The sequence below is a fragment of the Stutzerimonas sp. FeSN7 genome (assembly GCF_030263795.1).
GTDB classification, from domain to species: domain Bacteria; phylum Pseudomonadota; class Gammaproteobacteria; order Pseudomonadales; family Pseudomonadaceae; genus Stutzerimonas; species Stutzerimonas stutzeri.
Window position 1 is genome coordinate 4,044,357 of record NZ_JARPMN010000001.1, and the last position, 18,643, is coordinate 4,062,999.

Sequence of the window (18,643 nt, forward strand, 5' to 3'; positions counted from 1 at the left end):
GTGTTCTACTCGTTGAGATTACGGTTGAAGAGCTGGACGTCGGCACCACGCCAGCGGCGCACGGCTTTCTGGAAGAACAGGCTGTTGGGCACCTGGACGATAGCCCCGGTACCCGCCTCGGCCACTTCTTCCAGGGTGGTATAGAGCAGGTTGATATCGATGACACGCCCTTTGACGATCGGCTTGTCGAACGCCTCGACGATTTCCACCACATCTCCCAGACGGAACGGCCCGACAGTCAGGATCAGCACCGCACACAGCAGGTTGGACAGCACGCTCCAGATGGCGAAGAAGGCGATCGCGGCTACCGCGACGAAACCGGAAATGGCCGTCCAGAGCACCGTGGCGGACACCCCGAAGCGCTCCAGCACCATGATCAGCGCGCCGCCGATGATGAACCAGCGGATGCCGCCGCGCACCGGGATCAGCAACTCCGGTGGCAGCGGGTAGCGCGACGAAACCCGCGTCAGACCGCGTACCACCAGCCGTTGCAGCACGTAGGCCACCAGCAGGATCAGCAATACTTGCAAGCCCAGCATCCATTGCAGGCGCCATTCCTCGACCAGGGTCAGCCAGGGTTCGCTCATGCGCTGGCCTCCAGCTGCGCCTGCAAGGCTTCCAGGGTTTCCAGTGCCTCCAGCCAGGCCTCCTCAAGCTCGCCTTCACGAACCTTGAGCTCGGCCTGCTGGGCCAGCAACTGGCGCAGCTCGTCCTTGCGCGCCGCTTCGTAGAGTGCACTGTCGCCGAGTCGCGTTTCCAGGGCGGCCAGCTTTTCGTGCACGCCAGCCAGGTCCTTCTCCAGCTTGTCAGCCTGGCGCTTGTGTGGTGCCAGCTGCTGGCGCAGCGCGGCGGCGGCCTGGCGCTGGGCGCGCTTGTCGGTCTTGTCGGCGATCGCTTCAGCGGCAACAGCCGGCTGCTGCCGCGCACGGTAGTCCACCAGCCAGCGCGCGTAATCCTCGAGATCGCCGTCGAACTCCTGCACCCGGCCGTCTGCCACCAGCAGGAACTCGTCGGTGGTGCTCTTGAGCAGATGCCGATCGTGGGACACCACCAGCACCGCGCCTTCGAAGTCCTGCAGCGCCAGGGTCAGCGCCAGGCGCATCTCCAGATCCAGATGGTTGGTCGGTTCGTCGAGCAGCAGCAGGTTGGGCTTGCCCCAGGCGATCAGCGCCAGCGCCAGGCGCGCCTTCTCGCCACCGGAGAAGTTCAACACCGGCTCGTCGCAACGATCGCCGCGGAAATCGAAGCCGCCGAGAAAATCGCGCAGGGTCTGCTCGCGCTCGTTGGCGGCGATGCGCTGCAGGTGCAGCAGCGGGCTGGCCTTGGGGTCGAGCGAGTCGAGCTGGTGCTGGGCGAAGTAGCCGACCACCAGGTTCTCGCCGCGCTGCAGGCGGCCGCCGAGGGGCGAAAGCTCGCCGGAGAGCGTCTTGATCAGGGTCGACTTGCCGGCACCGTTGGGACCCAGCAGGCCGATCCGCGCGCCAGGCACCAGCTGCAGCTTGACCTTGTCCAGAACCAGCTTGTCGCCATAGCCGAGGCGGCCCTCGGCCAGATCCAGCAACGGACTGGAGACCTTGTCCGCTTCGCGGAAACGAAAGTCGAACGGCGAATCCACGTGCGCCGGGGCCAGCTCTTCCAGCCGTTCCAGCGCCTTGATCCGGCTCTGTGCCTGGCGCGCCTTGGTCGCCTTGGCCTTGAAGCGGCGGATGAAGTTTTCCATGTGCGCGCGCTGCGCCTGCTGCTTCTCGAAGGCCTGCTGCTGCTGGGCCAGACGCTCGGCGCGAGTGCGTTCGAACGACGAGTAGCCGCCCCGATAGAGGGTCAGCTTGCGCTGCTCCAGGTGGATCACATGGTCGACCACCGCATCGAGAAAGTCGCGGTCGTGGGAAATCAGCAGCAGCGTGCCGGGGTAGCCCTTGAGCCAGTCCTCCAGCCAGAGGATCGCATCCAGATCCAGGTGGTTGGTCGGTTCGTCCAGCAGCAGGAGGTCTGACGGGCACATCAGCGCCTGCGCCAGGTTCAGACGCATGCGCCAGCCGCCGGAAAAGCTGCCGACCGGCAGCACCATCTGCTCATTGGAAAAGCCCAGCCCGGCGAGCAGCTTGCGCGCCCGCGCATCGGCGCTGTAGCCGTCGGCGTTGTCCAGTTCGGTGTGCAGGCGCGCCAGGGCGTTGCCATCATGGGCCTGCTCGGCGGCAGCCAGTTCGGTCTGGATGCGCCGCAGCTCAACATCGCCATCGAGCACATAGTCCACCGCCAGGCGCTCGAGGGTCTCGATCTCCTGGCGCATGTGCGCGATGCGCCAGTCCGGCGGCAGCTGGCAGTCGCCACCATCGGGCACCAGCTCGCCACGCAGCAGGGCGAAGAGTGTGGATTTGCCGGCACCGTTGGCGCCGACCAGGCCGGCCTTCTGGCCGGGATGCAGGGTCAGCTCGGCGCCTTCCAGCAGTCGCTGGGGCCCGCGCTGTAGAGTCAGGTTCTGAAGTCGGATCATAATGGCCGCGAGTTTATCAGTTCGCCTGGAAAGCCAGCCGGGCGGTCGACAAAAAAAGGCGCCACTCGAATGCGAACCCCTGACCTTTGGACCTTCGCCCTAGCCTGCTATGCCCGACCAGGTGTCGAAACGGCTTGCCTGGAGCTGCAAAACCAGGGCGCGGACGTGTGCCTGCTGTTGTGTGGCGCCTGGCTGCAGGCACGCGGCGTCGCCTGCAGCCAGGCGCGTCTGCAGGCGTTGACGGCGCTTGCTGCGCCCTGGCGCGGGGACGTGATCGAGCCGCTGCGGGGGTTGCGTCAGGCATGGCGATCGCAGGCCGAACAGGACCTGGCGTTACACAGCCTGCGTGAGGCGTTGAAAACGCTGGAACTGCAAGCCGAGCGCGAACTGCTCGAACGGTTGCAGAAGATCAGCCAGGACTGGCCTTCGAACGGCGCTGCCGACGCCTGGCTGGAAACCCTCGTCCCGGTAGCGCACAACCGCGCCGCGCTGGAAGTCCTGCGCAGCGCGGCGCTGCAGACTCAGCTGGAGCTGGCTGCTGGCTGAGCGGCGGCGCGCTTGGCCGCTGGCTTGCGCGCCACCGGCTTCTTGGCTGTGGCCTTGGTTGCAGGCTTGGCAGCTGCCGCCCTGTCCGGCGCCTCTGCCGACGCGGCGGCCTTTTTCTCCGCCGACGCGGGTGCCTTCGAACCAGCAGCCGCACGTGAACGGGCCGGCGCCTTGCTGGCGCTCGCCCCCGTCGTGGCGGGCTTGGCCGCGGCACTGGCGGGCGCTCTCGCAGCCGGTTTGACCGCAGCCTTGGCTGGCGACTTTGCCGCAGGCTTGGCGGCCGGCTTGGAGGCAGTCGTGGTCGTGCCGGCTTTCGCTGGGGCACTGTCAGCCTTGGCTGCGGAAGCTCTGGTCGTAGAGGTGCGGGGCTTGGCGGCCGCCGGCGCGGACTTGCCGGCCGCCGGGCGCGCTGCTGCAGGCTTGGCTGGCTGCTGACGGCCTTGCAGTGCCTGGTCTGCAGCATCGGCAACCTGACGGATGCCCTGCGCCAGCTTCAGGCTGTGCTCGGCGTCGCGCTTGAGCTCCGCCAGGTAATTCAGCGTTTCGCTCTGACGGGTCTGCAGCAGGGTAAGGGATTCTTCCAGTTCGCCGAGTCGGGCACGTGCCTTGGTCTGCGCCTTGGGCTTGCCAGTGCTGCCCGCCTCGTCCAGCTTGGCCCGGGCCTTGGTCAGCTTGTCCTGCGCCTTGCCGCGCTGCTTCTGCAGCTTGGCGAGCGCGCCCTCGGCGTCCTTGATCGCCTGGCTGCAGGCCTTGTCCAGATGTTCGATAAGGCTGTGGGAAAGCTGCTGCAACAGATGCAGCGGGGTGGTAACCGACTTCTTCTTCGCGGGCATGAAGGTGCCTCCTGGCAGGAACGGTGCACCCATACTAGACGGCCCGCCAGGTGGCCGCCAGGGGACGCGAAGCGTTGCACCCGCCGCAGCGGGTGGCTCGGTTCTCAGGCCGGAGCAGCCGCTTGCTTGTGCGCCGTATGCAGCACTTCGATCAGGCAGTCTTCCAGTTCGAAACGCTCGTGTAGAAGCTGCCCGAGCTTCTTCAGCTCATCGGCCAGACCGGGGCTGCCGAGGCAGTCACCCTTTTCGCAACGATCGTTGAAGCTCAGCGCCACCTGGGTGATGGTCTCGATGCGCGGGTAGATCTGCTTGGCCAGTTCGATGGCGCGCGCATCGCCGAACGCCTCGGCCTCGGCGAGCAGTTGTTCGTAGATTTCGAAATGGCCGGCCGAGACGTAGTCGACCAGATACTCGCAGAACCTTTGCAGGGCCTGGCGAGCGTCGTCGCGCTCGATATGCAACCGGTCGTAGGCGTTGATCAGCGCATGGCGTTCATGCAGCCAACGGTCGATCAGCAGATGTACACCGCCCCAGCGTTCCTGGGCATTCCGACAGCTCTCGAGCATGATGACCTCACTTCCCTAATCGATGATGCTTGTACGCCATTCCGAGACGTTTTTTTGTCTTTCGGTAGCGGCCTTGGGTGAGTGGCGGCGCGAATGGCAAGAATCCGTCACCGCACGAGCAGACTATGCCGCGCCGCTCGATGCATCAAGCAAAATGCCCAACGAATCGCGCGAGCGCACAGGCAGCCGCAGCTGCGCCGCACGTCCATGAGAAGACCGTGCAAAAGCAGCAGGAGTTCGGCGGGGGAAAGAGAAAAGTCCGATCAGTCTCGGCGCAGCAGCTGCCAGAGGCAGACGATCGCCATACCGATGAAGCCCAGCAGGCTCCACTCGGGGATGCTCATGCCGAGCATGGTCCAGCTGACCTCGGCGCATTCGGCGGTGCCGTGCAGAACAAGGCGGGCGATTTCCTGGAAGGGCAGCGCCTCCATCATGTATTCCAGGCTTGGCAGGCAACTCGGCAGCTGATCGGCCGGCACGCTCTGCAGCCAGATCTGACGGATTGCGGTAGCGGCACCGGCGGCCACGAACAGCGCGGCGATGGCCGCATAGACGCGACGCCCCACCTTCGCCGGCCCGTGGATCGCCGCCACCAGGCAGACCAGGCCGAAGCCGATCACGCAGATGCGCTGAACGATGCACAGCGGGCATGGCGCAAGGCCCATCACGTGCTCCATGTAGAGCGCGATGGCGATCAGCAAGGCGCTGCCCAGGAAGGCGATGACGAACAGGGAACGAGGGCTGGCCAGGCGCATGGAGGCTCCGCTAGCAGGAAAAGTTCGCTACGGTAGTGGAAACCCCGTCGTGGTTACAAGCGCTCGCAGGCCTGCAGGAAGCCGTCAAGCCCGCCGCATGGCGGACCTGACGAAACGGTCACAGCGTAGCCGGAAGATTGCGATCGAGCAGACCGACGCCCTGCTGGAACAACCGGTTGCTGCTTTCGGTATCGCCCAGCTGCGCGAGCAGACGCGCCAGCTCGGCGCAGGTTTCCGGACGATGATCGAAACGCAGGCTCGCCTCCAGATAGTCGCGCGCCTTGCCCCACAGCGCGTTGCGCAGGCTGAGCCGCCCGAGAGCCAGCAACAGGACGGCATTCTGTGGGTGATCCTTCAGCCAGCCCTCGGCATTGGCCAGCTGGCGCGCCGGATCGCTGCCCTGCACACGCCCATAGCGTTCCACCAGGCGATCGTCGTACTGCCGTTTGATCGCCGCGTAGAGCACCTCTTCGGCCTTCGCCTGCGCACCCAGACGGGCGAGCCCGTCGGCATAGGCACGCACCACCAATGGCTCCCCGCGCTGCGCGCTGGGAACGGTCTGCCAGCGCTGATTCAGCGCCTCCAGGCTCGCCTCCGCGGACAGTTCGGAAGGTTGCCCGGCCTGCTCGACCGCCGCCGTCCACGCCAGTACCTCCAGCTCGCTCAGGCGCGCCGGTGGCAGCACTCGATGCTTGCGCAGCTCCGGCAGCAGGCGGCACAGCGCCGCCCAGTCCTCGAGCTGCACGTAGAGCTGCTGCAACAGTGTCAGCACGTAGGGGTGCCGTGGATGATCGCTTTGCAGTGCGCTGAGAGACGCCCGCGCTTCGACATACTGGCCACGGGCGATCTGCAGCTGCGCCTGGGTCAGGCCGATCGCCAGTGCGGCTTCGGGTTCGCGCTCGCGAGCCTTCTGCAGCAACTCGTCGCTCTGTGCGTACTCGCCCAGCTCGTTGGCTGCCCGCGCCGCGCCCAGGTAGTGGACCAGCGGCTGACGATCCCTTTCCGCAGCCAACTGCAGATGGCCGAGCGCCGGCCCCCACTGCCCTTCGGCAAGTTCGCGCAGGCCTCGTCGAGAGGCCTTCTCGACACGGCGCTCACGATGGCGGCGCGACCAGGGATTGATCAGCGCGCCGGACACGTGCAGCAGCCCAAGCACCCAGTGCACCGCCAGCGCCAGCAACCACAGACAGCCAATCAGCGCGAGGAAGACCCAGAAACTCGATTCGTAGCGGAAGCGGTCATAGGTGATCAGCACATAACCGGCGCTCTGGCTGATCGCCCAGCCGAGCAGACCTGCGATCGCGAGCAGCAAAATGAAGACCAGAACCAGACGTCTCATGTGCGCTGGGCCTCCTGCTCCGCGTCCTGCGCCTCGGGCTGAGCGGACGTCTCGCCCGCGTCGCTTTCATCGCGGCGCTCACGCTTCTGCACGTAGGCCTGCAGCGCCTGCAGGGCGGGTGCGAGATCGGGCAGGCTCACCTCGACCTCGCGCTCGGTAAGGGCTTCCAGGCGCTCGCGCAGGCCACGGGCCTGGCCGCTATCATCGCTGAAATGATCCTTGAGCAGTGTGCTCGCCTGCTCCAGCGACTGCCGATAGACCCGGGTGTTGCCATTGAGCACGGCCCACTGCGCCTGCTCGATGGCCAGCGACAGTGCCAGGCGCACCTGGCCCAGGGTCTGGCCGGCGAGCAGCGGCTTGACGTCGGCACTGGCATCGAAGTCCACCCGCACGTAGCGCGTCAATTCGTTCAGCCAGCGCTGCCAGCGACTGTCCTGGGCGTTTTCCGGCAGCGCCTCGCCGTTGACGAATTCCGGGGCGAGCGCGCTGAGCTGGCCGGTCTGCCCACGCAACGCCCCCAGCTGCAGGAACAGCCCGGTACGGTCCAGCTCCGGCAGACTGCGCAGCGCTTCGAGACCTTCGAGCAACTTCTGCCGGGTGCCATAGGCACCGGGATCGTCCTGCTTCTGCAGAATCAGATCGGCTTCGTGAACCAGCATCTCGGCGCTTTTCACGTCCTGCATGGCCGAGAGTCGCAGCATCGCCATGCGCAGCAGGTGCTCGGCTTCGGCCAGGCGCCACTCCTCGCGGCTCGCGCCCAGCACCTGCTCGACCCGCCCGGAAAGGCGCTGCTGATCACTCTGCAGCGCGGCCAGCAGGCGACGGCGCTCCTCCAGCTCGCTGGCCGACGGCAGCTGTTCCAGCCGACCGAGCCGCGCAGCCAACTGGCGTTCGCGCTCGGCCAGCTGACGCGTCTGCTCGGCAGCCCCCTGCATGGCTTCGAGCCGCTGGTCTTGCTGAGCACCGAGCTGTTGCAGCTGCCAGATGCCATAACCACCGAGCGCCACGCCGCCCAGGCCGACCAGCAGCGCCAAGGCTGCCAGGGACTTGGCGCCGCCGTTGGCGGCAGGCTTGGATGGGACGGGCTTGGCGGGCTTTGCGGGTTTCGCAGGCTCGGTCGCGGGGGCCGGCTCGCTGGCGGGGGGTTGCAGCGGTTCTTTCTTGGAATCTGCTTCGCTCACGTTTCCATCCTTTGCATCAGGAAGCGGCCACCGCGGTTTCCCGCAAGGCCGCCAGCAAGGCCGCAGCTCCTGCGCCACGGCAATCCACAATTCGTTTGGCGCCCAGCTGTCGAGCCATCTCCGCCACCCGCGGACTGGGTACGAACAAGGGTAGCTCACACAATTCGGGCCAGGTATCGGCTGCCAGCTCATGCAGCGACAGCAGACCCTGCCCACTGCTGACCACCAGGCCGTTGAGCCGTTCCGACCGAACGACCTGCACCAGCGTTCCAGGCGGATAGTCGGGCAGGCTGCGACGGTACAGCTCGAGAAAGTCGACCTGCACGCCGCGCCCGCGAAGCGTCTCGGCGAGGAACTCGCGGCCGCCCTCGCCGCGCATGATCAATACCTTGGGATCGGGCCAGGCCAGCGCCTGCGCCAATCGTGGCAGCGCCAGCAGCGCTTCACTGTCGTCACCCCGCTCGGGCCAGCTGACGTCCAGCCCGTAGGCTTCGAGGATCGCCCCGGTGGCGCCACCGACGCTGAACCAGGGCTGACCGAACGGGGGCTGCGGCCAGTAGCGATCGAGCAGTTCCAGGCCCAGGCGGGCGGCCGGCTTGCTGACCACGACGACGGCGCAATAGCGATCCAGCTCGAGGATCATTGCACGCTGCTCGGCGGACTCCAGCAGCGGCTCGATCGCCAGCAGCGGCAGGCTGGAGCTGTGCACACCAGCCTCGGCAAGAGTCGCGGCCAATGCCTCGCATTCCTCGGCCGGCCGGGTCAGCAGCAGGCGCCAGCCGGTCACGCGTGTCCAGCCTCGCCATAGACTGCCTTGAGGATCTGCTCGGCGCCCTGGTCCAGCAGTTCCTCGGCGACCTGCACGCCCAGCGCCTCGGCTTCTGCGGCCGGCGCACGACCTTCGGCGCGCAACAGCAGGGTACCGTCCGGCTGCCCGACCAGCCCACGCAGCCACAGCTGCTCGCCTTCGAGCACCGCATAACAGGCGATCGGCACCTGGCAGCCGCCGTTCAGGCGCTTGTTCAGCGCGCGCTCGGCGACGACGCGGGTGGCAGTCGGCGCGTGGTTGAGGCAGGCCAGCAGCGCATGCACTTCGCTATCGCCGGTGCGGCACTCGATGCCCACCGCACCCTGTCCGCCGGCCGGCAGACTTTCATCGACGCCGATGCTGGAACGGATGCGCTCACCGAAACCAAGGCGGATCAACCCGGCGGCAGCGAGGATGATGGCGTCGTATTCGCCGGCGTCGAGCTTGGCCAGCCTGGTGTTGACGTTGCCGCGCAGGAACTGGATTTTCAGGTCAGGTCGACGCGCCAGCAGCTGGGCCTGGCGACGCAGCGACGAGGTGCCGACCACGCTTCCCGGCGGCAGCGCGTCAAGGCTGTCGAAGCGATTGGAGACGAAGGCATCGCGCGGATCTTCCCGCTCGCAGATGCAATACAGGCCCAGCCCTTCGGGGAATTCCATCGGCACGTCCTTCATGGAGTGCACGGCGATGTCCGCCTCGTTTTCCAGCAGTGCGGTTTCCAGTTCCTTGACGAACAGCCCCTTGCCGCCGATTTTCGCCAGCGGCGCATCGAGCAGCTTGTCACCACGGCTGACCATCGGCACCAGGCTGACCTTCAGCCCTGGATGCGACGCCTCCAGGCGTGCCTTGACGTATTCGGCCTGCCACAGGGCCAGGGCACTCTTGCGGGTGGCGATGCGAATTTCGCGAGACATGGGCAATTCCAGAACAGTGAATTGCCGGCGATGATAACAGGCCGGACGTCCGGGCTGGGTTGGCCGGAATCAAGGAAAGCGTGGGCGCGACGCAGCGTCAGCGCTGGCGCCCGCGCCCCTCGGGCCGCGGAAGCCAGCGCCACCGGCGGGATGCTTCAGAGGTTCTGCATCAGTTTGCGCACACCGGCCACGTGACGCCGACTCACAGTCAACGCCTCGCCATCGAGTCCCTTGAGGAACAGCTGGAAGTGCCCGAGCGGCGTGCGCTGCAGACGCTCGATCCGATCGCGGAACACCAGCGCGTTGCGATGGATGCGCACGAAGCGTTCACCGAACTCGTCTTCCAGGGATTTGAGCGGCTCGTCCAGCAGCACCTCACCGCCGACATGGCGCAGGGTGACGTACTTGTGGTCGGCGATGAAGTAGATCACCTGATCCAGCGGAATCAGCTCGATGCCCTTGCGGGTACGTGCGCTGATATGGCTGCGCGGCCCGGCACCGGAAACGGCGGCCGGTCGGGTCAGCGCCGCCAGCTGCATGCGGTTGGGCCGCTCGGCCTTCTTCAGCGCCTCCGACATATGCTCCGGGCGCACCGGCTTGACCAGGTAGCCAACCGCGCTGACCTGGAACGCCTCCAGGGCGAATTCATCATGGGCAGTACAAAAGATCACCGCCGGCGGCGCATCCGTCTCGCAGAGCCTGGCTGCGACCTGCAGGCCATCGAGCCCGGGCATGCGGATATCCAGCAGCACGATATCAGGGCGCAGTTCCTCGATCAGCGTCAGTGCTTCTTCGCCATTGCTGGCGGCAGGCTCGAGGACACGATAGCCGTCGAGGTCACCTACCAGTCGGCTCAGGCGCTCGCGGGCTAGAGGTTCGTCATCGACAATCAGGACATTCATATAGATCTGGCTTCCTGCGGTTGTCTCGCACACGGATAGCGTAGACATGTGTAATGGCGGCCTTCACGGCGCTCCACGCTGAGACTCGCTAGCGGACCGAAAAGTGCCGCTAATCGTGCGTCGATGTTCTGCAAACCCTGCCGTGTGCCCCGTGAGGCCTGCGCTTGAGCGGCTTCGTCGAACGGGTTGCTGACCACCAACTGAAACATGCCGTCGACATAATCGGCGGTTACGCTGACCACGCCCCCCTCGATACGTGGCTGAATGCCATAGACCAATGCGTTCTCCAGCAGCGGCTGCAGCGTCAGCTGCGGAATCGGCAAGTCGTCCGGCACGCCATCGACCCGCCAGTCCATCTGCAGACGGTCGCCCAAGCGGTATTGCTCGATTGACAGGTAACGCCGCGACAGCTCCAGCTCATCCCGCCAGGCCACCAGTGTGCCCGGCCGCGCGAGGCTCGCACGGAACAGGTCGGACAGGTCCAGTACAGCCTGCTCCGCCTTGGCCGGATCGCTCGCCACCAGTGCGGCGATGCTGTTGAGGCTGTTGAACAGGAAGTGCGGACGAATGCGCGCCTGCAGCGATTCGATCCGCGCCCGCAGCTCGGCCTGCTCCTGGCGCCGCCACTGGCTCTGCAGATAGAAATAGCGTAGCAGCAGACCCGACATGATCAGGCTGATCAGCGCGTGCCGCAGGTAGAGATTGACCTCGCCGTCACGCGAAAGCGGGCCGCCGAGCTGGTAGATGTCCGCCACGGCGGTGCAGGCCAGCGTCAGCCCGACCACCAGCGCGCAGCAAGCCAGCCCGGCGAATGCCGCTCTGAGCCTCGCCAGCAGAGGACGCAGCAGGCACATGGTGCCGGCGGACAGCAGCACGATCCACTGCACAAACAGCGAGGTCAGCGCCAGGCGCATCCAGTTGAAGCCCGGCTGCATAGGCTCGGCCAGCACCAGCACGAAAACCAGCAGCTCGGCGAGCAGGACGAGGCCGAGCAAGGCCTCGGGCTGGCAAAGCTCGGGCACGAAAAAATCATCGGATACGGCAGTGGATTTCACAGGTTCAACCCGGCGGTTCGACTGCCCGGCAGTTTCCGTGCAGGCCCGGACAACGGCAAGCCGCGTGTCGGGCTGCGCGGGCGGAATAATGCGAAAATGCCAGCCAGCTCACCCTTCGCCGACGCCTGCCGCCGTGCCCGCCAAGGGCGCCATCCCTGCTATCATCGCCGCCTTTCCACAGCCTTCGGATTTCAGCGAGCGCATTCATGAGCACCGACAAGACCAACCAGTCCTGGGGCGGCCGTTTCAGCGAGCCCGTCGACGCCTTCGTCGCCCGATTCACCGCCTCCGTCGAGTTCGACAAGCGCCTCTACCGCCACGACATCATGGGCTCCATCGCCCACGCCACCATGCTCGCCAAGGCCGGCGTGCTGACCGATGCCGAGCGCGACCAGATCATCGCCAACCTGAAGGACATCCAGGGCGAGATCGAGGCCGGCACCTTCGACTGGCGCGTGGACCTGGAAGACGTGCACATGAACATCGAGGCGCGTCTGACCGACCGCATCGGCATCGTCGGCAAGAAGCTGCACACCGGACGCAGCCGCAACGACCAGGTCGCCACCGACATCCGCCTGTGGCTGCGCGACGAAATCGACGTGATCCTCGGCGAAATCACCCGTCTGCAGCAGGGTCTGCTGGGTCTCGCCGAGGCCGAAGCCGACACCATCATGCCCGGCTTCACCCACCTGCAGACCGCCCAGCCGGTGACCTTCGGCCATCACCTGCTGGCCTGGTTCGAGATGCTCAGCCGCGACTACGAGCGCCTGGTCGACTGCCGCAAGCGCACCAACCGCATGCCGCTCGGCTCGGCCGCACTGGCCGGCACCACCTACCCGATCCAGCGGGAAATCACCTGCGAGCTGCTGGGTTTCGAAGCGATTTCCGGCAACTCGCTGGACGGCGTCTCCGATCGCGACTTCGCCATCGAATTCTGCGCCGCCGCCTCCGTGGCGATGATGCACCTGTCGCGTTTCTCCGAAGAGCTGGTGCTCTGGACCAGCGCCCAGTTCCAGTTCATCGACCTGCCGGATCGCTTCTGCACCGGCTCCTCCATCATGCCGCAGAAGAAGAACCCGGACGTGCCCGAGCTGGTACGCGGCAAGACCGGCCGCGTGTTCGGCGCGCTGACCGGTCTCCTCGCGCTGATGAAGGGCCAGCCGCTGGCGTACAACAAGGACAACCAGGAAGACAAGGAACCCCTGTTCGACGCCGCCGACACCCTGCGCGACTCGCTGCGGGCCTTCGCCGACATGGTCCCGGCGATCAAGCCCAAGCGCGAAATCATGCGTGAAGCGGCGCTGCGCGGCTTCTCCACCGCCACGGACCTGGCCGACTACCTGGTGCGCAAGGGGCTGCCGTTCCGCGACTGTCACGAGATCGTCGGCCACGCGGTGAAGTACGGCGTGCAGACCGGCAAGGATCTGGCCGAGATGACGCTGGACGAGCTGCGCCAGTTCAGCGGAGAGATCGGCGACGACGTCTTCGCCGTGCTGACCCTGGAGGGCTCGGTCAACGCCCGCGACCACATCGGCGGTACCGCGCCGGCGCAGGTGCGCGCCGCAGTCAAGCGCGGTCAGGCGCTGCTCGCCGACCGCTGATGGCCATTCGGTGACGGGGCTCAGGCCCCGTCACGCATCCCGCAGGAGGTGCGCAATGCACCCACGCCAACCGCGCCTGCCGTTCGCCAACGCCTGGTTCTTCCCCGTCGCCGCACTCTATGCGGCCTTCATCCTGCCGATCTCGGTATTCGCGCTGCTCGGCCTGATCCCCGCACCGCCCGGCCTGAGCACGCCCAGCGGGCACGCCCACGAAATGCTCTTCGGCTTCGCCCTGGCGGTGGTCGCCGGTTACCTGCTCGGTCCGCAACCACTGCGCCTGATCCTCTCCCTGCTCGGCAGTTGGGCACTGGCGCGCCTGAGCTTCCTGCTCTGGCCGGGCTCCTGGCTGGCGCTGGCGAGCGCCGCGACCTTCGCCGGCGCAGTGGCCTGGAAGGTGCTGCCGCGCTTTTTCGGCGCCGCGAAGAAATGGCGCAACCAGAGCGTCGCGCCACTGCTGGCCGGGCTCGCCATGCTCAGCGCCATGGCCGGCAGCGGACTGGGGGTGGCCGTCGAGCGGATGCTGCTGGTCGAAGCCTTGCTGCTGTTCGCCACGCTGATGGCCTTCATGGGCGGCCGGATCATCGCGCCGGCGATGGCCGGTTATGCGCAGAGTCAGGGTCGGCGGCTCGATGCTCGGGTACAGCCTGGCCTGGAAGGCGCCGTCCTGATTCTGCTGGGCCTCGCCTTCGTGCTGAATCCGCTGCCCTGGCCACTGCTGCGTCAACTCGCGGCCGCGCTGGTTATCAGCGCCGGCGTGCTCAGCGCGATCCGCCTGCTGCGCTGGCAGCCGTGGCGTTGCGCGCGCGCGGACCTGCTGATCCTGCTGCTCGGTTACGCCTGGCTGGCGTTCGGCCTGCTGCTGCTCGGGCTGGGCTTGCTGCTGCCAGCGCTGTCGCTGAGCGCGACGCTGCATGCGCTGAGCGTAGGCGCTCTGGGCAGCCTGACCTTCGCGGTGATGGCACGCACGCGTCTGCTCTACCGCTTCCGCGACCCGGCTGCGCGGCCCTGGATCCAGGCTATGGCGCTGCTGATCAGCCTGGCCGCCCTCGCCCGCGTCGTGCCCGCGCTGCTGGCGCTGCCACAGCCGGGTTGGCTGCTGATCGCGGCAGGCTGCTGGTCCCTGGCCTTTCTCAGCCTGGCCTTGCTGCTCTGGCAGTGCCGCGCTGCGCACGTCGACAGCCCGCGCGCCCAGCCTGACCTATAGCGCATCGCTCGGAACTCTCGCGCTCCGCGCTTGACCTACATGCAGCAACCGCCATTCACCGATGACACGGAACCCGCATGCCCGACCTGCGCACCCTGCTGTTGAATCAGGACACCCAGGGCGGCGAGCTCTTCGAGTCGCCCAAGGAGCGCCTGCTGTTCTACCGCTCCGAAATCCACTTCGAGTCCAGCCTGCTGGCCGAACGCACCAGCGCCTACCTGGCCTCGCAGTCGTTCCTGATGATCGCGTTCGCGTCGTCCATGGCCAACAGCAACCCCGAATGGGGCGACCTGTTCCGCCTGGTGGTGCCGGCCATCCTGTCGCTGCTCGGCCTGCTCACCTCGATCCACGCCATGCCTGGCATCAAGGCCAACTTCGACGTCATCGAGCGCTGGCATCAGAAACAGGCCGAGCTGCTGCAGATCGAAGGCCGGGTCGGCATGCTGCCGAACAACGAATCGGCACTGTTTGGCGAGGGCAACAGTCCGGTCGGCGGGCATCGCTACAAGCGCACGCTGCTTTTCTCGCTACGCACGCCGATCATCTTCTCGCTGGTCTGGGGCGCGTTCGGCCTGCTCTGCCTGGCGCTAAGCTTCATGGATTGAGCCCGCGGCACGGCATGCATTGCTCTCGGCGCGTGCGGGTGCTTAGCTGGAAAGAGCCAGGAGATGCACCATGACCGCCCCAGACCGCCCGCGTTACCGCGTCGATGCCGATCGCCAGGCCGCCCAGCGGCGGGTACGCTACGTCGAAACCAACCGGCCGGACGACGGCAGCTGTACGCTCTGTCAGCTGGACGAGGAAAATCCGGCGCCGCTCGATAGGAATCCCATGACCAACGACACGCATACCAGCGACGAAGACGAAGCCTTCGCCGAAGAAGCCCTGCTCCAGGCCATCGAGAACCAACTGGAGAGCGGCGAGCCGGCGGCCACCCAGGCGACGCTGAACAAACTGACCCTGGTCGGCTACGAGCGCGACGAGTGCCTGCAGATGATGGCGCTGGTGCTGGCGCACGAGATCCGCGCCATGCTGCGCGACGATCGGCCCTTCGACGGCGCCGCCTATGAAACCATGCTGCGCAAGCTGCCGGAATTGCCGGAAGCATCCGAATAGGATCTGGATCAAGGCAGGGGCGCCGACAGCATCTACACTCAGCGAACAGGGCATGAGCCCACCATCCGAGGAGCGAGCATGTCGTACACCCCTGAGTTGGTCGCCGAGCTGGAAGTCCTCTGCCAGTTCAATCTGGAAAACCTGCAGGAAGGGCTGAAGGTGCACCACAACGCCAGCCCCTCCACCATCGCCGCCTTCAGCCGCTTGCATGCCAAGGGCCTGATCACCCAGGCCGACGGCGGCTATCTCACCAGCCTCGGGCGCGACGCCGCCGAACAGGCACAGACGCTGCTGACCATTCTTTCGGAGACCGTTCCGGCCTGATCCGCCACTGCATTTTGCTTCGCTTGCCCGGGCCGCGGATAATGTGCGGCCGCGGGCAGGGGCAGCCACCGGTCGGCGGGCGCCCTGCCGGGCTCAAGCCCTGCCCATACCGGCCGATCAACAGGGTTAGCCTCGCCTGCACGAAGCCCCATGACCCGTACTCAGCACATCCACCTGGTTCTCGAAGAAGGCATCGACCGCAAGGTGCTGGCCACGCTGCGCACGCGCTTTCTGGCAGTCAACGCTGCACGCCTGGAACGGGCTCTGGCCGCCATGTCGACCCGTCAGCAGCAGGTGCTCAAGCTCCTGCCGCTGCTGTTTCACGTCAATCATCCGATTCTGCCCGGTTACATCTCGGCCACCACGCCGGCCGGTCTCGCCAACTTCGAGCCGGACGCCGAGCAGCTGGCCGAGGCGCAGCGCCTGAGCCGCTCCTTCGCCTACAAGCCCGTGCGCAGCAAGGCACCTCAGCCGATTCTCGGCCTGTTTCTGATGGGCAGCCTGGGCACCGCTGCCCAGGACGAGCACAGCGATCTGGACGTATGGGTCTGCCATGATCCGGAACTCGACGAACGGCAACTCGAGGAACTGCGCCGCAAATGCGAGTCGCTACGAGCCTGGGCGGCGAGCCAGGGCAGCGAGGCGCACTTCTTTCTGGTCGACCCCGAACGTTTCACCCAGGGCCAGCGCGACGCCAAGCTGACCTCCGACGACTGCGGCACCACGCAACATTATCTGTTGCTCGACGAGTTCTACCGCACCGCGCTGTGGCTCGGCGGGCGAACGCCACTGTGGTGGCTGGTGCCCGACTACGAGGAGCATCGCTACGACGATTACGTGGCGACGCTGCTGGCCAAGCGCTTCGTGCGCGCCGACGAGGTGCTCGATCTCGGCCATCTCGGCCAGGTACCGCCAGGCGAGTTCGTCGGCGCCGGCCTGTGGCAGCTGTACAAGGCCATCGACTCGCCGTACAAGTCGCTGTTCAAGCTGCTGCTGGTGGAGGTCTACGCCAGCCGGTACCCGCAGCTGCGCTGCCTGGCGCTGGATTTCAAGCAGGCCATCTATCATGGTCGCACCGACCTGGACGAGCTCGATCCGTATATCGCCGCCTATCACGCCATCGAACGCTACCTGTGCGAGCGCGGCGCTCAGGAGCGGCTGGAGCTCGCCCGACGCTGCCTGTACCTGAAGATCAACCGACCGCTGAGTCGCCCACCGGCCAACCGCAACAAGAGCTGGCAACGCAGCCTGCTCGAACGCCTGACCCGCGACTGGCGCTGGGACGAGCGACAGTTCGCTCTGCTCGACAATCGCAGCCAGTGGAAGGTGCGCCAGGTCAGCCAGGAACGCCGCGCGCTGGTCAACGAACTGACCTATGGCTATCGCTTCCTCAGCGATTTCACCCGGCGCGTGCAAGCGACCAGCCCGCTCACCAGTCGCGATCTCGGCGTACTAGGCCGCCGCCTGTACGCGGCCATCGAACGCAAGGCTGGCAAGGTGGAGGTGGTCAACCTCGGCATCTCGCCGGACATGTCCGAGGACAGCCTGACGCTGGTGCACGGTTATGACGGTGCGGGCGACGTGCACTGGTCGCTCTACCAGGGCCAGCTCACGGCGCCGGAACTGCCCAATTACGCGCCATTGAAGCGCGCCCGCGAACTGCTGGCGCTACTCGCCTGGGGCCACCGCAACGGCGTGGTGGATACCGGCACCCATCTGTCGCTCTTCCCCGGCGACAGCGGCTTGAGCGAAGCCGAGCTGTTCGCGCTGCTGAGCGACCTGCGCCGTGCGCTGCCCATGCCGCTACCGGCCGTGGACGAGGAGGCGCTGCTCGCACCGAGCAGGGCCAGCCGTGTGTTGCTGCTGGTCAACATCGGGATGGATCCCGCGCTGCATGCCGCCGGACTGGCCAGCAGCGAGTCGATCCTCGCCGGCGCCGTTGAGAATCTGGTGCAGAGCGTGGATCAGGTGACGCTCAACAGCTGGAACGAGATGCTGGTAACGCGCTACGAAGGGCCAAAAGCGCTCGCCCTGTGCCTGCGCGACAACCTCGCCGACCTCGGAGCCAGCGACCAGCCCCCGCAACTGCAGGTGTTCTGCTTTGCCCGCAACCGTGGGCAAGCCATTGCGCGACGCCTCGAGCAGATCTTCGATGACGCTCGACGCAGCCTGGCCGGCGCTACTCACGGCCGCTATCTCCTGCAGATCCGCCAGCACTTTCATGTGCTGCAGCGCGACGGGAGCGACCTGCGGCTGACCAGCCTGGTCGACCGGGCGGCACTGCTGGAATACCTTGGCGAGGCCCATCATCTCTACAGCCCACTGCAGCTCGATCGCGCGGCGCTGGCCGGCGACGACCTGGCGCTGATCCTTACCCAGGGGCGGCCTGGCTGCCTGCAGGTGTTCTACCGTGCGGAGGACGGCAGCGCCGAACTCAGCGTGCTCGACGAGTGCAACGCCTTGTGGCACCAGCAACTGCCCTATCGCGATGAACGCACGCTGCTGCGCCCATTGCTGCGTTTTCTCGAATCACTGATGTTCCGCCGCGCCGCGCAGCAGCCGGGTGAGGGTGTCGCCCCGCTGGATCCGACGATTCTGGTCTACCGCATCCAGCCCGGTCAGGGTCCGCAGCCATCGACGCTGGAGCGGCGTCCAGCCCCCCTGGGCGAGGTCACCGATCCGTTCTATGAGGTGCAGGCGATCGTCGAAGCCGGCGACAACGGTCGTTCGCAGGTCACGTTGTACTGCAACCAGCAGGAATTCTCCGGCCTTGAATACGGCAACGACCTGTTCGCCGCCGTGACACGCACGATCGTCGCCCGCCGCCGCGACGGCGAACGCTACCCCTGTTACATCACCGATATCGATCTGTCCGGGCTGCACGGCAATGGGCGCAGCCAGACCGTCCAGTACCTGCGCTACAAGTCGCGGCTGGAGGCCGCGCTGAACGCCGCCATGGACGCCTGAATGATAACTATTCTTGCTTGATGTCATTTTGCCTTCAA

18 protein-coding genes are annotated in these 18,643 nt (G+C 66.4%); 7 read left to right on the top strand and 11 right to left on the bottom strand.

Annotation, left to right across the window (positions count from 1 at the left end):
* Positions 1–5: 5 nt before the first annotated feature.
* Together P5703_RS19330 and P5703_RS19335 are read right to left on the bottom strand one after the other, a co-directional pair.
* On the bottom strand, positions 6–587 hold the full coding sequence (locus P5703_RS19330; protein WP_013981637.1) for a mechanosensitive ion channel domain-containing protein: 582 nt from the start codon (positions 585–587) through the stop codon (positions 6–8).
* Positions 584–2,494, bottom strand: coding sequence for an ATP-binding cassette domain-containing protein (locus tag P5703_RS19335; protein ID WP_285589113.1), 1,911 nt, complete (start codon positions 2,492–2,494; stop codon positions 584–586). Before P5703_RS19335 ends, P5703_RS19330 begins: the two co-directional genes overlap by 4 nt.
* Positions 2,495–2,563: 69 nt before the next feature.
* On the opposite strand from P5703_RS19335, the gene P5703_RS19340 reads away from it, so the two are divergent.
* Complete coding sequence (locus P5703_RS19340) at positions 2,564–3,040, top strand: TIGR02444 family protein (protein ID WP_011911764.1); 477 nt, start codon at positions 2,564–2,566, stop codon at positions 3,038–3,040.
* Here P5703_RS19340 and P5703_RS19345 read toward each other — a convergent pair.
* The 9 genes from P5703_RS19345 to P5703_RS19385 all read right to left on the bottom strand — a co-directional run bounded on the left by P5703_RS19345 (position 3,016) and on the right by P5703_RS19385 (position 11,393).
* Positions 3,016–3,873 carry an AlgP family protein gene (locus P5703_RS19345; RefSeq protein ID WP_285589116.1) on the bottom strand — a complete coding sequence of 286 codons (858 nt, stop codon included), beginning with the start codon at positions 3,871–3,873 and terminating at the stop codon, positions 3,016–3,018. The genes P5703_RS19340 and P5703_RS19345 overlap by 25 nt on opposite strands.
* 104 nt (positions 3,874–3,977) lie before the next feature.
* A complete protein-coding gene (locus P5703_RS19350) occupies positions 3,978–4,439 on the bottom strand; it encodes an Rsd/AlgQ family anti-sigma factor (RefSeq protein WP_011911762.1) in 462 nt (153 codons plus the stop codon).
* A 263-nt stretch (positions 4,440–4,702) separates the two neighbouring features.
* A complete protein-coding gene (locus tag P5703_RS19355; RefSeq protein ID WP_011911761.1) occupies positions 4,703–5,194 on the bottom strand; it encodes a disulfide bond formation protein B in 492 nt (163 codons plus the stop codon).
* Between the two features lie 118 nt (positions 5,195–5,312).
* Positions 5,313–6,533: a heme biosynthesis HemY N-terminal domain-containing protein gene (locus P5703_RS19360; RefSeq protein ID WP_019405697.1), complete on the bottom strand. Its 1,221-nt coding sequence runs from the start codon at positions 6,531–6,533 to the stop codon at positions 5,313–5,315.
* Positions 6,530–7,714 carry a uroporphyrinogen-III C-methyltransferase gene (locus tag P5703_RS19365; RefSeq protein WP_285589118.1) on the bottom strand — a complete coding sequence of 395 codons (1,185 nt, stop codon included), beginning with the start codon at positions 7,712–7,714 and terminating at the stop codon, positions 6,530–6,532. The genes P5703_RS19360 and P5703_RS19365 overlap by 4 nt, the downstream gene beginning before the upstream one ends.
* Before the next feature lie 16 nt (positions 7,715–7,730).
* Positions 7,731–8,501 (bottom strand): uroporphyrinogen-III synthase, encoded by a 771-nt coding sequence (locus P5703_RS19370; protein ID WP_285589121.1) that lies wholly within the window; start codon positions 8,499–8,501, stop codon positions 7,731–7,733.
* Positions 8,498–9,436 carry a hydroxymethylbilane synthase gene (gene hemC / locus P5703_RS19375; RefSeq protein ID WP_014595684.1) on the bottom strand — a complete coding sequence of 313 codons (939 nt, stop codon included), beginning with the start codon at positions 9,434–9,436 and terminating at the stop codon, positions 8,498–8,500. Before hemC ends, P5703_RS19370 begins: the two co-directional genes overlap by 4 nt.
* 155 nt (positions 9,437–9,591) lie before the next feature.
* Complete coding sequence (locus tag P5703_RS19380; RefSeq protein ID WP_285589125.1) at positions 9,592–10,338, bottom strand: LytR/AlgR family response regulator transcription factor; 747 nt, start codon at positions 10,336–10,338, stop codon at positions 9,592–9,594.
* Complete coding sequence (locus P5703_RS19385) at positions 10,335–11,393, bottom strand: sensor histidine kinase (protein ID WP_013981628.1); 1,059 nt, start codon at positions 11,391–11,393, stop codon at positions 10,335–10,337. Before P5703_RS19385 ends, P5703_RS19380 begins: the two co-directional genes overlap by 4 nt.
* A gap of 206 nt (positions 11,394–11,599) precedes the next feature.
* Between P5703_RS19385 and argH the strand changes: the two genes are divergently transcribed.
* From argH to P5703_RS19415, 6 genes are all read left to right on the top strand, one after another.
* Positions 11,600–12,994, top strand: coding sequence for an argininosuccinate lyase (gene argH / locus P5703_RS19390; RefSeq protein WP_014595683.1), 1,395 nt, complete (start codon positions 11,600–11,602; stop codon positions 12,992–12,994).
* 55 nt (positions 12,995–13,049) lie between these two features.
* Positions 13,050–14,198, top strand: coding sequence for an NnrS family protein (locus P5703_RS19395; protein WP_014595682.1), 1,149 nt, complete (start codon positions 13,050–13,052; stop codon positions 14,196–14,198).
* Between the two features lie 77 nt (positions 14,199–14,275).
* Positions 14,276–14,803, top strand: coding sequence for a hypothetical protein (locus P5703_RS19400; RefSeq protein ID WP_011911752.1), 528 nt, complete (start codon positions 14,276–14,278; stop codon positions 14,801–14,803).
* A 70-nt stretch (positions 14,804–14,873) separates the two neighbouring features.
* Positions 14,874–15,314, top strand: coding sequence for a hypothetical protein (locus tag P5703_RS19405; protein WP_011911751.1), 441 nt, complete (start codon positions 14,874–14,876; stop codon positions 15,312–15,314).
* A gap of 78 nt (positions 15,315–15,392) precedes the next feature.
* Positions 15,393–15,638: a TIGR02647 family protein gene (locus P5703_RS19410; protein ID WP_011911750.1), complete on the top strand. Its 246-nt coding sequence runs from the start codon at positions 15,393–15,395 to the stop codon at positions 15,636–15,638.
* Between the two features lie 150 nt (positions 15,639–15,788).
* Positions 15,789–18,605: a class I adenylate cyclase gene (locus tag P5703_RS19415; protein ID WP_285589130.1), complete on the top strand. Its 2,817-nt coding sequence runs from the start codon at positions 15,789–15,791 to the stop codon at positions 18,603–18,605.
* The last annotated feature ends 38 nt before the right edge of the window (positions 18,606–18,643 follow it).